The organism is Geobacter sp. AOG2, from assembly GCF_019972295.1.
Lineage (GTDB): Bacteria > Desulfobacterota > Desulfuromonadia > Geobacterales > Pseudopelobacteraceae > Oryzomonas.
In genome coordinates, this window is the sequence record NZ_BLJA01000001.1 from 1,069,199 (window position 1) to 1,080,955 (window position 11,757).

Genomic DNA, 11,757 nt, shown 5'->3' on the forward strand with positions numbered 1-11,757 from the left:
CTTGAGACAGTATAAAGCAAAGAACGTGCCGTGTGCAGAATACCCGTACAAGGGCGTTTCCCGGTGGATGGAGACGAAGGAGTGCCTCAAATGGGGCAGGAGTTCGGCATTTTGAAGTTATCGATGATCCAGCGCGCAATGCTGCGCTGCGGCGGGAGCGAGGGGAGGGCATCCAGCGGGAACCAGCGGGCATCCTCCAGTTCGGTTGTGTCAACCGTGATCTCGCCGTCGGCGTAGTCGGCAACGAAGCCGGCCATGAGCTGGGCGGGAAAGGGCCAGTTCTGGCTGCCCACGTAGCGGACATTCTTTATCCCGATCCCGGTTTCCTCCCTGACCTCGCGGATGGCGCATTCCTCCAGGGATTCGCCGAAATCGAGGAAGCCGGCCACCAGACTGTATCTGCCAGGCAGCCATTCCGCCTTACGGGTGAGGAGCAACTGGTCGCCCCGTTTGACCAGCACGATGGCGCAGGGATGGATATGGGGGAAATGTTCCGCATTGCAGCCGGTGCACCGTTTTCCCCAATTGCCTATCATGGATTCGGTCGGCGCGCCACAGCGGGAACAGCAGCGGCTCTGCCGTTCCCAGTGCAGAATCTGTTTGGCAAGGCCGCTTACGGTAAGGGTCGGCATGTCCAGGTGTTGCTCAGCGGCATTGAAAGCCTCGGACTCGAAAGGAGGGCGGAGAGGCAGATCGCTGCCGACGGTAAAGGCACGGAGCGGTTTTCCGTGCCATTTACCAATGAAAAGTGGCGAAGCTTTCGGCTGGAGCCAAGCCGGCAGATCGCCTTGGGGCAGAACCAAGCTATTTGTATCCCGCACCAGAAGGACGCTGTTGCCCTGCATGATTGCCCAATGGCCGTTTTCCAATGGCTCCTGATGTGAAGGGTAGCACAGTTGGAAGCTCTCCTTGATGATGGAAAAATTGAAGGGAAGGTGAACCTGTTCGGGAAACGTCATAGGAGCCTCACAAAAAAAATGCCGCCTTGGGGCGGCATGCAGGACGCTAATTTTCGGTCAGTATCTTGTCGTCGTACATCGACTCCAGGTTGAATTTGTGTTTCTTTTCCTCATTGGCCAGCATCAGCAGCATGCGCTGGAGTTCGGGAACGTCGGTGAGATGGCTGGCCTCGCTGTAGAGTTGCGCAGCCTTTTCCTCGGCCTTCATGGCAAAGACCATGATCTCCTGGAACGTCATGTCGTCCCGGTACTCCACATCCACCAGGTAATCGCCGATTTTCAGATCAGGAACTTTGACGAAGCGGTATTCATGGACCTTCTCCCGATCCATACCCTGCAGCAGGCGTTTATGGCCCAACTCCTGCTCGGCCATCTCCTCCAGCATCTTGCGGCTGGCTGTCGACCTCACCATAGCGGCGGCCTTGGTGTACAACTGATAGGCCGCCTCTTCCTTTTCGATGGCAAAGTCAAACACTTCACGAATATCTTTGAATAGTTGCATGGTTTCCCCTCTCTCCGCCGTATCGCCGGTTCAGTACGGCATCGCCCGTGATCGCCCCCCAAACCTGTCAATTTTTGTAACAATATTCACACCCGATGTCAAGGCGCACCCACAAGCTTGACTGATAACCGGAAAGATCCCATAATGGCCTCAATGTTTCCGTTCAAGCTCACACCGAAGGTCCTTGCTGTTTTATCTGTCCGTGTCGGTCTCCTGCTCCTGTTGGGCTGGTTCCTGGTCTGCACCTTCATTGCTCCGGGAAAGGGTGGCATCGTCCGCGATGTCTCGTTTCCGCCCGGTAGCGGCATAAAAAAGCTGGCGGCAGAGCTCAAGCAAGACGGCGTTATCCGTAGCGCTTGGCACTTTATACTCCTGGCCCGTTTGCGGGGGCAGGCGCACCGTCTCAAGGCAGGTGATTATCGCTTCACGGATGCCATGACGCCGGGAGATATCCTGCGCAAACTGGCGACCGGCGATGTGGATTACCACCGTTTTGCCCTGCCTGAAGGGTATTCCGTCTACCAGGTTGCGGAGATGTTGGAGCAAAAGGGCTATTTCAAGCGTGATACCTTTCTGGCCGCGTGCCACGATACCACCCTGCTGGAACGATTGGGTATCCGCGGAGCCAGCGTCGAGGGGTATCTTTTTCCTGCCACCTATAACCTGGCGCGCAACGGTACGGAGGAACAGCTGATTACCCAGATGGTGGGTCGGTTCCGGAAGGCTTATGACGATGTGACCACAGAGGGGCGGGGGCAGGGTGGGCTGTCGTCCGACGAGATTGTGACCCTTGCCTCAATCATTGAAAAAGAGGCGGTCTCTGCCGAAGAAAAACCTTTGATCTCCTCGGTTTTTTACAATCGTTTGCGGCTGGGGATGCCGTTGCAGAGCGATCCGACTGCGGTTTACGGTGTGCGTGCCTTTTCGGGCAAGGTCACCAAGGCCGACATATGCCGCCGTTCACCGTACAACACCTACCTTGTCAGAGGGCTTCCGCCCGGTCCCATCGGCAATCCGGGAGCTGACTCCCTCCGTGCCGCACTCCATCCGGCCCGTAGCGATTACCTCTATTTCGTGGCCCGCCAGGACGGCACCCACTACTTTTCGCGTACGCTGGAGGAGCATAACCGGGCTGTAGCGCGCTATCTCAAAAACTGACGCTGTTTGTCTCTGTGAAATCCCCATGAATAAAGCCGGGTGGCCTGTGTCAGGCCCCCGGCTTCCTATTTAAGGTTTGTTTGGTTCCAGGCTTCAAATGTGAGGCGTGACCTTTTGTACAGAGATCAGAAATTGAATGACGCCAACCAGGTTGACAAGCCTCCGGACCAATATAACCCTTTCGTGTTCATCCTTGGTTTGCAGGCATTTCTCGAAAAGATTTTGAAACTGCTCCACAACAATTTCGATGGAATTCCGTATCTTTTTACCCATACAAACCTCCTTTTCTGCTTTTGCCGGTTATCCTCTCTCTCTCGAGCCTGATACAACAAGTTTAACATGGCAATGTGAAGAAAATGTGACGGGAAAGGCAAAAATCTTGAAAACCGTGCCCCCACCAAATGCTTTACGGGTAAAATTCGATGGAGCCGTGCCACCGGCCCCGTTTTAAGCCGCCTGGGTTCCCGCGTCTTCAACAATGATTTCCAGCTCGGCCAGGGTTATTTCCTTGACTCCGAGAAATTGCGCCTCGGCCGCGCCGACAAGGGCAACCGTGGGATCAGGGCTGAGCGCCTTGCCCGCCTTACGGCAGGCCAGGTTGGCGAGCCTGACGATGACGAGCAAGGTGTCGTTACCGTCGTACTCGGGTCTGTGATGGTTGATGGCGATGGAGCAATAGGCTTCGGGCAGGCTCCATGAGGACATCAGGCGATGTCCCACGTCTTCATGCATGGTGTCCAGTATCTCATTGATGAGAATCTCCGAGACATTGGCCTTTGCCCCACTGGTTTGCAGGATTTCGTCCAGGGCTTTGATGATCGCCAATTTGCCGATGTCGTGCAGGAGCCCGCCCATGAATGCCTCGGTCGCAAGCGAGGCATAGCCGGTCTTGGAGGCAAGCCACTTGGCTCCTGTGGCGCAGGAGAGAGCATGGTCCCATAGTCGCTGCATGGCATTGTCCAGAATCGGATTGCAGGATCGGTATTGTTCGACCTGGGATGCCATCATCACAAGGTTGGCTATCTCCTGTGCCCCCAGCCGAACGACGGCATCCTTGATGGTGCCCACCTTGGAGAGTCCGGTATAAAAGGATGAGTTGCCTACCTTCAGGACCTGGCTGGCAAGAGACTGATCCTCGCTGATCAGCAGGATAACCTCTTCTATGCGAAAGTTCCGGTCGAGGATCATCTGCTGGAGTTTTACCGCCACCGAATGAAAGACCGGCAGGCCTCGCAGATCTCCGGCAAGTCGGTCTCTGATAAGTTCTACGAGAGGTTTTTCCGTAGTCATTGCGTAACTCCCAGTATTCTTCGAAGCTCACCAAGCGGGCGCGGTTTTCCCAAGCGCGGAAGATCGGTGATGATCTCCTTCATGGAGATCAGGCCTTGCGCCGCTTTCACAATACCATCCTCGACGAGCGTCACCATGCCCGAAGTTTCGATGCTGATCTTGCGGATATCGTAGGAGCTCTTGTTGTTCAGGATGGCGTTTTTAACCATTTCGTTCATCACCAGCAGCTCGAATACGCCGACCCTGCCACGATAGCCGCTGAAACGGCAGGATTTACATCCCCGGCCGATTTTGAACTCAGCTCCGACCAGATCGTTGGGCGACACGCCCAGGCGGGACAGATCGAGAGGGGTGGGGATATAGGTCTCGGCACAGTCGGGGCAGACTCGGCGGAGCAGGCGTTGCGCCACCACGCAGACTACGGTGGAGGAGATCAGGAATGCCTCTATCTCCATGTTCATCAGGCGGATCAGACCGCCGATGCTGTCTTCAGTGTGAAAGGTCGTCAGCACTTTGTGGCCGGTCAGAGCCGCCTGGATGGCGGTCTCGGCAGAAAAATGGTCACGGATCTCGCCCAAGACGATGATGTCTGGGTCCTGGCGCACGATGTGGCGCAGAGTTTCCTCAAAGGTTACGCCAATCTTGGGGTTTATGGAACACTGGGTGATGCCGTCAATGATGTATTCCACCGGGTCTTCGGCGGTAATGATGCTGGTGTTGATATTGTTCAGATAGTTGACGCAACTGTACATGGTACTGGTTTTGCCCGACCCGGTGGGTCCGGTGATGATCATGACGCCGGTGGGGACCTCCAGGGCCTCGTAGATGAAATGTTCCAGCATGCGCGGGGCCATCCCGATCTCCCTGATGTCCAGCAAGGTACCCTTGTTGTTCAGGAGTCTCAGAACGATCTTCTCACCGTAGATGGTGATGAAGAAGGAAACGCGCATGTCAAGGTTAATGCCGTGCTTGGCGCTGGCGAACAGGATGCGGCCGTCCTGGTGACGGCGCCGTTCGGCGATGTCGGCCTGGGCCATGACCTTGATCCTGCTGGTGAGTTGGGGGGCGATTTCCTTGGGGAAGTCCTTGTGCTGCTGCATGACGCCGTCGCAACGGAGCCGGATGCGCAGGCGATCCTTCAGCGGTTCGATATGGATGTCGCTGGCGCATTCTTCAATGGCTTCCTCAAAGAGGGCATTGATCATGCCGATGATGGTGGATTCGTCGGAGATGGCCGGTTGGCTTGATGTCCGCTCCAGGGCGGCGAGATTCTCCAGGATCGACTCGCGGGGGGCAATGGCGATTTTCAGGCTCTGCCCCAGTATGCTCCTGGCCACATCCTGAGCCTTTTGGTCCAGGGGGTCGGAGAGCGCCAGAACGATGGAGTCGCCGTCACGTCTGACCGGCACGAACTTATGTTCGCGGCAGATATTGAGTGGTATGGCGGCAAGGAGGGACCGGTCTAATGTGACAAAGCTCAGTTCAACGAGAGGATAGCCGAGTTGGTAGGCGAGGGTCTCCAGCAACCGACGTTCCTCGATGAAACCCCGTTCCACCAGGATTTCGCCGAGCCGTTTTTTGCCTAACAGCTCTTTCTGAATCCCCAGGGCCTGCTGGAGGTCTGTTTCCCTCAGGTAGCCCAGTTCCAGAAGAAGGTCGCCGAGGCGGATGTTCATCTGGTTGCTGCGCAGGGTATTCTGGAGTTGTTCCTGGGTCACGTAGCCCAGGTCCAGAAGGGTGTCCATCATGGTCCGGGGGGTGGTGAGTTTCGAACGGACCCTGGTAGCGTAGGAGAGTTGCCGTTCATCGATGACGCCGTCTTTCAACAGGAGCGCCGAGATGAGGCCCGTACTTTCAATGGGTGGGGATGTTGTCGGACTGCTGATGCTTGTTTGGGTCATGGAGCCCTCACGGTCTCAACGAGTGCATTTTGAGACAGAGATTACACTCATTAAGATGGGGAAATCAATGTATTTTCCTCCTCCCGGCTTATTTTGCCCCCGCATTTGAAGTCTCCGGTTAACAGGGGCGCCGTCCCTCCCCCATAGACGCAGTTGAAGGCTTTCAGAGGTTCTGCAAACCCTTGGGGATGATGTCTATGACCGTAACCTCGGGAGGCGCCAGCAGACGTAATGGCGGCCCCCATGTGCCGCTGCCGCGGGATACGTGAATAAGCGAGTTCCCCGGGGTGGCGGTCGTTCCGCACGGGATCGGGTACTGAAGACGCACCAGCAGGTTAAAGGGGAATATCTGTCCTTTGTGGACGTGGCCGGACAGTTGCAGATCGAAAAGACCGTCGCTGGTTGCCGGCACATCCGGCCGGTGTTTGAGCAGGAGGCAAAAACGATCCTGGGGGACGGACTTCAGAAGTGCCTGTTCCGAAAGGGGAGGAGCGGGAACGCCCATGCGCAGTCCGGCCGGATCGTCAACACCGCTGATGGCGATGCCATTGGCGAGGGTGGCGGTCTGGTTGCGAAGCACGGTAAAGCCGGCCGTGCGTGTGAAGGCTAGAGCCTGGTTCAGTCCGGCATAGAACTCGTGGTTGCCGGTTACGGCGAATTTCCCACCGGGTGCTTCAATCGACGCCAACATATCCGCCAGCCTGTTCTGGTGGGAAATGATGTCTTCGCGGCTGAGCCTGCCGTCCACCAGATCGCCGGTGGATACCAGGATGTCGGGCCGGGCCGCACGGATGGCCGCCAGGATACCGTTCAGCCGCGATTCACGAAACAGGAGACCGATGTGGACATCGGAAATCTGCGCAATCCTGATCCGGCCTGCCGATGGCGAGAGCTTGGCGGTAGTAACCATGACATGGTCGGTCCTGATGCGCCGCGCGTCGTAGAAGGCGTAGACGCCGGCAATGAGTGCGATGACCAACGCGACCGAACAGGTGACGGCAGCGTTCATGAACCAGGGGGTGGCAGTTCCGCGAAGGCGATTCATTAGCCAGGCGACGAGCCGGAGCGCATCGCATGCCAGCAAGGTCGAGGCGAAGATGAAGAGAACTCCCATCCAGGTGTAGCCGGGCCAAGCCAGGAAGAGTGCGCTCCGTTCCAGTCCGGCGCTCTCAGCCAGACGCACCAATATAGGTGCGGCAACCATCAGGATCATCCATGCAGCCAGTACAATGGTGGCGGCGGTATGGTTCGACAGGAATGCGCCGCGCAGCCTGACAAAGGCATAGGCATGCATGCCGCCGTAGAGGCTTAGGAAGGTGATCAGGAAGAGGGACATGGGATGTGTTCCTTGACGCCGCCGAAGCTCAGGCGGTGGACCGGCGAAGGGCCGAGCCGCCGGATGGCTTCAAGATGGGCGGCAGAGCCGTACCCCTTGTGACCGGCAAAGCCGTAGCCGGGGTGGATGGCATCCAGTTCCCGCATCAGGCGGTCACGGGTGACCTTGGCGATGATCGAGGCGGCTGCGATGGAGAGACTGAGGGAATCCCCCTTTTTGACGGTCTTCTGGGGAATGGGGGACTCGATGGGCGTGATGCCGTCGATAAGGATGAAGTGAGGCTGGACCGACAGGGTGGAGACCGCTTCCAGCATGGCGTGACGGGTGGCTTGCAGGATATTGATGCGGTCGATCAACTCCGGGCTGCCCATGCCGACGCCGATGGCCAGGGCCTGAGCCTGGATGGTGTCGAAAAGGCGCTCTCGGGTTTCCGGCGAAAGTTTTTTTGAATCATCGACTCCGGGGATGCGCATCCCCTCGGGTAGGATGACAGCTGCTGCAACCACGGGGCCGGCCAGGGGGCCGCGCCCGGCCTCGTCCACGCCGGCGACCAGGGCAAAGCCCCGGTTGCGGGCGTGCTGCTCCAATGCCAGGGTATCCAGAGGAGGGGCGACGAAGAGTTCCGTTTGGTGCATGGTCGGTCCCGGAATCAAAAAAGCCCCGCTGAACAAGTCTTTGTCCTTTTGGGGCACATAGTAATATGTTGATATGTAAAATAATTGCTTTGCGACAGTCGAAAGCCCTGTGCCGACATTAGCAAAAAAAATAGCAATTCGTCTATAGGTATTTTCACAGGACTAATTTGATGTGACGTCGAAACCCATGCACTATTGGAGTGGATATTTACTTGAAACTATGGGGCCGGAGTGAGCCAATATTTATTGCGGCCTCAAGCTTGTCAACCGCTTGGCATAATTTATCGAGATGTTTCTCCCAATCGGCGGGACATGCCAACTCTTTTTTCCCATCAGAGACACCTCTGATTCCAATCATTGGAACAGAGAACTTTTGACAGGCTCTCCAGGCTGAAAATGTTTCCATGTCAACCATATCAGCTTTAATATTATAGTACGGCTCTCCAGAAATAATGCTTTATTTGCATCCTGCAAATCCCAGAAATATAAACTTAGTGCCGATTCCGCCAGTCACTACATCGATGCGTGCACCGGCAGTTCCTTTGATTGCGCGATGAATGTATACTGATATTCCATTAAGGTTTATCGTTTCGTATTCTTCGTTTTCAAATGTTTCCGGTGTTCCCAATCGCACGGATGGGATGTCTCTCTCTTGAGCTCCGCCTCAACTGTAACAAATCTGTTTATTCAGACTGACAGTTACTTTGTTACCTTTTTCAGCAATGATTTTCTGCGCTTTCAAGGTTACCTTCATATTCATCTCATCTCCCTTCTGACTGAAACCGTGATGTGAACTCGACTATATTGGGGGCCGCCAAAATCAGGCTACTGTTTTTTCAAATTGTTCAAGGGCTTCCAGAACAATGCTTCCATAGGCCTGGGAGGGTCCACCACTCATCAAGATAGCGACACTGATGGTTTCTAAAATCTTCTGGCGCGATGCACCAGCTTTTAAAGCATCATGAATATGAAAGGTTATACAGCCTTCACAACGGGAGCTGATGGCAATTCCCAAAATGATGAGTTTTTTATCGCAGAACTATATGCTATGTAGCTCCGTAAACGCAACATTGCTGCCTCCACCGAGCGTTAGCAGTCGATGATAAGCAGCAATGTTTGTTAAAAATAAAAAAGTTACTAGTTTTTGAACTCCGCTGAGCGGGGCTTTTTCGGTTCTTCTCAGGCTCCGGCGATATATTTCTTCTCGCGGATACGGGCCGCCTTGCCGCGCAGTTTGCGCAGGTAGTAGAGCTTGGCACGGCGGACATGGCCGCGGATAACGACCTCAATGGCCTCGATGCTGGGGGAGTGCAGCGGGAATACCCTCTCGACGCCGATGCCGTTGGATATCTTGCGCACCGTGAAAGACTCCCGGATGCCGCCGTTCTGGCGGGCGATCACCACGCCCTGGTAGGCCTGGAGGCGGCGTTTGTCGCCTTCAACGATCGCGACCTGCACCTTGACGGTGTCCCCGACCTTGAAAGGGGGGATGTTTTTCTTCATTTGTTCAAATTCCAGAATATCGATGGTGTTCATGGGTGCTTTCCTCCTCTATGTATCTGCTTCCTGTTAAAGTGCCTCTTGTTGTATTCCCCTCAGGCGGTCGAGCATTATGGCCGCCGCCGAACGGACCGAGAGGTGATTGTAAAATCCTGTGCCCGCGATAGGCTCAAGAATATGATCCGCCGCGGCAAAACATTCATCCGTCAGGCCCCATCCGGTACCCAAAAGGAGCAGGTGCGGTTGGTCAGTCTCGGCCAACATCCGTCTGAAGGACGTAAAGGTAATGCTATCCGGCCGTTGCGTCGCGCCGGTGATGATCGTCTTAACTGGTTTGGCGAATCCGGCCTGGAGATCGTTGACGGCCGCTTCCAGGTCCGTGCAGACCCGGACGATGCCGAGCGCCTCGCGGCGATCCGGGTTGTAGTCCGCACCCCATCCCGTCTGCCAGTGGCCGGTGATGCGCTCCGCAAGGTTGCGCTGCTCGATGGATGGGGTCACGATATAAAATCGCTCCAGTCCAAAGGTGCGCGACGAACGAGCGATATCATGCAAGTCCAGATTGGTCAGGGCGGTGGTGACCACCTCGCGCCGTTTGTTGTAGACCGGGTGATGCAGCAGTGCTATCGCCAGGTTTAGCATGTCAGCAGCCACAGGCGCCATCTTCCCGTTCAATCTCGGACAGCAACGTGCGGTCTTCCTTATTAAGCGCGATTTCCCCCAGCAGGTCCGGCCGGAGCCAGCGGGTCTTGCGCAGTGATTCGCGTCTTCGCCATTTCCTGATCAGTTCATGGTTGCCGGACAGTAGCACCTCCGGCACCTTGATACCCCTGAACTCAGGAGGACGCGTGTACTGGGGGTACTCCAGAAGACCGTCGCAGAATGAGTCTGTTTCAGCCGATTCGTCGCTGCCAAGTACACCGGGTAAAAGTCGTGTCACGGCATCCACTATGGCCATGGCGGCAATTTCGCCGCCGGAGAGGACGTAGTCCCCCAGCGAGATGTCGTCTTCAACGTACAACTGCCGAACACGCTCGTCGATGCCCTCATAGCGGCCGCAGATGATGATCAGTCCGTCGCGCCGCGCCAGTTCCGCTGCCACCTGGTGGGTGAAGCGCCTGCCTTGGGGGGAGGTCATGACCACGGTCGAGTTGGGCCGGTCGGCCTTGACCGATTCGATGCAGGCGGCCAGAGGTTCCACCTTCATGACCATGCCGGCACCACCTCCGTAGGGGGCGTCATCGGCAGTCTGGTGCCGGTCGGTTGCCCAGTCGCGGATGTTGTGCAACGCAATGTCAATGAGCTGCTTGTCTTTACCTCTCCTGATGATGCTCTCGTCGAAAGGACCGGCGAACATTCCGGGAAAGAGGGTCAAAATATCGAAAATCATAAATCCAGAAGACCGTCCAGAGGGGTGATGACCATGGTGCCCCCTGCCAAGTCAACGGAACTGATTACGGAGGCTACCGCCGGGATCAGGTATTCCTGCTTGTCCTTGCGCACCACGTAGACGTCGTTACTTCCGGTCTCGAAGATGTCGGCCAGCGTACCAAGCTCGACTCCATCGACCGTCACGACCCGCAGGCCGAGTAAGTCGCACCAGTAATACTCGTCATCTTCCGGTTCCGGCAATTGGCTGCGCCGGAGGCATAACTCGCTACCCACCAGGGGAAGCGCCTGGTCGATACTGTCGAAATCCTTCAGGCCGAGGATGAAACCGGCACTGTGCGGCTTTATGCTCTTGACGCCGAATTCCCGTAGCGTCGCGCCGTCAGGGCTTTTCAGGGTTATGACCCGCGCAGCGCCAAGGCTCTCAAGGTTGCCCGAATAGGAATAGACCTTGAGCTGCCCCTTGATCCCATGGGTCCCAGTGATCTTGCCCACGGTAATCAGTTCGTCCGTTTTGCCCATTATTCTACGATTTTGAGGATAGCCTTCTTGTTGTCCTTGGTGGACACGGCATTGAGGATTGTGCGGATCGCCTTGGCGGTACGGCCTTCCTTGCCAATGATGCGGCCCATGTCCTCTTTGGCGACGGTCAGTTTTATGACCAGCGTGTCCTCTTCAGTCTCTTCGGCGGTCTTGACCTGAGTCGGATCGTCAACCAATGCCTTTGCGATGGTTTCAACAAGTGCTTTCATGTCGGTATCCTCTGCTCATGTAGAATCACCGGCGGACCGGGGTGGATACACTCGCTATGCCGCCGGTGCCGCCACCTTGTCCAGAATGCCCGCATTCTTGAGAAGCTGGCGGACGGTGTCAGTCGGCTGAGCGCCTTTTTCGAGCCAAGCCTGGGCCTTTTCGGCGTTCAGCTTGATCGCGGCCGGATTTTTGGTGGGGTCGTAGGTCCCCACGTTTTCAATGAAACGTCCATCCCTGCGGCAGCGCTCGTCGGCAACAACCACCTGGTAGAAAGGTCTTTTTTTTGCGCCTGCCCGTGCAAGCCTGATCTTGATTGCCATCGTGAATCCTCCTG

At 56.2% G+C, this 11,757-nt stretch carries 16 protein-coding genes; 1 reads left to right on the top strand and 15 read right to left on the bottom strand.

What is annotated here, in order from left to right:
- Nucleotides 1–86: 86 nt before the first annotated feature.
- Both nudC and LDN12_RS04945 read right to left on the bottom strand, forming a co-directional pair.
- The gene (gene nudC, locus LDN12_RS04940; RefSeq protein ID WP_223921571.1) at nt 87–959 is read right to left on the bottom strand and encodes an NAD(+) diphosphatase; all 873 of its coding nucleotides are present in this window, start codon (nt 957–959) and stop codon (nt 87–89) included.
- 46 nt (nt 960–1,005) lie between these two features.
- Nucleotides 1,006–1,461 carry a ferritin family protein gene (locus tag LDN12_RS04945; protein WP_223921572.1) on the bottom strand — a complete coding sequence of 152 codons (456 nt, stop codon included), beginning with the start codon at nt 1,459–1,461 and terminating at the stop codon, nt 1,006–1,008.
- Nucleotides 1,462–1,605: 144 nt separating this feature from the next.
- Between LDN12_RS04945 and mltG the strand changes: the two genes are divergently transcribed.
- Nucleotides 1,606–2,619, top strand: a complete 1,014-nt coding sequence (gene mltG, locus LDN12_RS04950) for an endolytic transglycosylase MltG (RefSeq protein WP_223921573.1) — start codon at nt 1,606–1,608, stop codon at nt 2,617–2,619.
- A gap of 93 nt (nt 2,620–2,712) precedes the next feature.
- Here mltG and LDN12_RS04955 read toward each other — a convergent pair whose 3' ends face one another.
- The 13 genes from LDN12_RS04955 to rpsP all read right to left on the bottom strand — a co-directional run bounded on the left by LDN12_RS04955 (nt 2,713) and on the right by rpsP (nt 11,743).
- Nucleotides 2,713–2,892: a hypothetical protein gene (locus tag LDN12_RS04955; RefSeq protein WP_223921574.1), complete on the bottom strand. Its 180-nt coding sequence runs from the start codon at nt 2,890–2,892 to the stop codon at nt 2,713–2,715.
- Between the two features lie 174 nt (nt 2,893–3,066).
- Complete coding sequence (locus LDN12_RS04960) at nt 3,067–3,909, bottom strand: HDOD domain-containing protein (protein WP_223921575.1); 843 nt, start codon at nt 3,907–3,909, stop codon at nt 3,067–3,069.
- Entirely contained in the window at nt 3,906–5,810 is a 1,905-nt protein-coding gene (locus LDN12_RS04965) for a GspE/PulE family protein (RefSeq protein ID WP_223921576.1), read from the bottom strand. Before LDN12_RS04965 ends, LDN12_RS04960 begins: the two co-directional genes overlap by 4 nt.
- Nucleotides 5,811–5,973: 163 nt before the next feature.
- A complete protein-coding gene (locus tag LDN12_RS04970; RefSeq protein ID WP_223921577.1) occupies nt 5,974–7,146 on the bottom strand; it encodes a metallophosphoesterase in 1,173 nt (390 codons plus the stop codon).
- Complete coding sequence (locus LDN12_RS04975) at nt 7,131–7,781, bottom strand: ribonuclease HII (RefSeq protein WP_223921578.1); 651 nt, start codon at nt 7,779–7,781, stop codon at nt 7,131–7,133. Before LDN12_RS04975 ends, LDN12_RS04970 begins: the two co-directional genes overlap by 16 nt.
- A gap of 208 nt (nt 7,782–7,989) precedes the next feature.
- Entirely contained in the window at nt 7,990–8,235 is a 246-nt protein-coding gene (locus LDN12_RS17945) for a hypothetical protein (RefSeq protein ID WP_374045080.1), read from the bottom strand.
- 366 nt (nt 8,236–8,601) lie between these two features.
- Nucleotides 8,602–8,802: a carboxymuconolactone decarboxylase family protein gene (locus tag LDN12_RS04985; RefSeq protein ID WP_223924029.1), complete on the bottom strand. Its 201-nt coding sequence runs from the start codon at nt 8,800–8,802 to the stop codon at nt 8,602–8,604.
- 158 nt (nt 8,803–8,960) lie between these two features.
- The gene (rplS, locus tag LDN12_RS04990; RefSeq protein WP_223921580.1) at nt 8,961–9,317 is read right to left on the bottom strand and encodes a 50S ribosomal protein L19; all 357 of its coding nucleotides are present in this window, start codon (nt 9,315–9,317) and stop codon (nt 8,961–8,963) included.
- A 33-nt stretch (nt 9,318–9,350) separates the two neighbouring features.
- Nucleotides 9,351–9,944: an RNA methyltransferase gene (locus LDN12_RS04995; RefSeq protein WP_374045034.1), complete on the bottom strand. Its 594-nt coding sequence runs from the start codon at nt 9,942–9,944 to the stop codon at nt 9,351–9,353.
- Complete coding sequence (gene trmD, locus LDN12_RS05000) at nt 9,925–10,671, bottom strand: tRNA (guanosine(37)-N1)-methyltransferase TrmD (protein WP_223921581.1); 747 nt, start codon at nt 10,669–10,671, stop codon at nt 9,925–9,927. The genes LDN12_RS04995 and trmD overlap by 20 nt, the downstream gene beginning before the upstream one ends.
- Nucleotides 10,668–11,192, bottom strand: a complete 525-nt coding sequence (rimM, locus tag LDN12_RS05005) for a ribosome maturation factor RimM (protein ID WP_223921582.1) — start codon at nt 11,190–11,192, stop codon at nt 10,668–10,670. The genes trmD and rimM overlap by 4 nt, the downstream gene beginning before the upstream one ends.
- A complete protein-coding gene (locus tag LDN12_RS05010; protein ID WP_223921583.1) occupies nt 11,192–11,422 on the bottom strand; it encodes a KH domain-containing protein in 231 nt (76 codons plus the stop codon). The genes rimM and LDN12_RS05010 overlap by 1 nt, the downstream gene beginning before the upstream one ends.
- A 54-nt stretch (nt 11,423–11,476) precedes the next feature.
- The gene (gene rpsP, locus LDN12_RS05015; RefSeq protein ID WP_223921584.1) at nt 11,477–11,743 is read right to left on the bottom strand and encodes a 30S ribosomal protein S16; all 267 of its coding nucleotides are present in this window, start codon (nt 11,741–11,743) and stop codon (nt 11,477–11,479) included.
- Nucleotides 11,744–11,757: the final 14 nt, after the last annotated feature.

What these genes read in the sequence shown, in the direction of transcription:
- LDN12_RS04960 (WP_223921575.1), bottom strand. Translation starts at nt 3,909, where the DNA reads ATGACTACGGAAAAACCTCTCGTAGAACTTATCAGAGACCGACTTGCC.
- LDN12_RS05010 (WP_223921583.1), bottom strand. Translation starts at nt 11,422, where the DNA reads ATGAAAGCACTTGTTGAAACCATCGCAAAGGCATTGGTTGACGATCCG.
- LDN12_RS04955 (WP_223921574.1), bottom strand. Translation starts at nt 2,892, where the DNA reads ATGGGTAAAAAGATACGGAATTCCATCGAAATTGTTGTGGAGCAGTTT.
- mltG (WP_223921573.1), top strand. Translation starts at nt 1,606, where the DNA reads ATGGCCTCAATGTTTCCGTTCAAGCTCACACCGAAGGTCCTTGCTGTT.
- LDN12_RS04965 (WP_223921576.1), bottom strand. Translation starts at nt 5,810, where the DNA reads ATGACCCAAACAAGCATCAGCAGTCCGACAACATCCCCACCCATTGAA.
- LDN12_RS04970 (WP_223921577.1), bottom strand. Translation starts at nt 7,146, where the DNA reads ATGTCCCTCTTCCTGATCACCTTCCTAAGCCTCTACGGCGGCATGCAT.
- trmD (WP_223921581.1), bottom strand. Translation starts at nt 10,671, where the DNA reads ATGATTTTCGATATTTTGACCCTCTTTCCCGGAATGTTCGCCGGTCCT.
- LDN12_RS04945 (WP_223921572.1), bottom strand. Translation starts at nt 1,461, where the DNA reads ATGCAACTATTCAAAGATATTCGTGAAGTGTTTGACTTTGCCATCGAA.
- LDN12_RS04975 (WP_223921578.1), bottom strand. Translation starts at nt 7,781, where the DNA reads ATGCACCAAACGGAACTCTTCGTCGCCCCTCCTCTGGATACCCTGGCA.
- LDN12_RS04995 (WP_374045034.1), bottom strand. Translation starts at nt 9,944, where the DNA reads ATGGCGCCTGTGGCTGCTGACATGCTAAACCTGGCGATAGCACTGCTG.
- rimM (WP_223921582.1), bottom strand. Translation starts at nt 11,192, where the DNA reads ATGGGCAAAACGGACGAACTGATTACCGTGGGCAAGATCACTGGGACC.
- rpsP (WP_223921584.1), bottom strand. Translation starts at nt 11,743, where the DNA reads ATGGCAATCAAGATCAGGCTTGCACGGGCAGGCGCAAAAAAAAGACCT.
- rplS (WP_223921580.1), bottom strand. Translation starts at nt 9,317, where the DNA reads ATGAACACCATCGATATTCTGGAATTTGAACAAATGAAGAAAAACATC.
- nudC (WP_223921571.1), bottom strand. Translation starts at nt 959, where the DNA reads ATGACGTTTCCCGAACAGGTTCACCTTCCCTTCAATTTTTCCATCATC.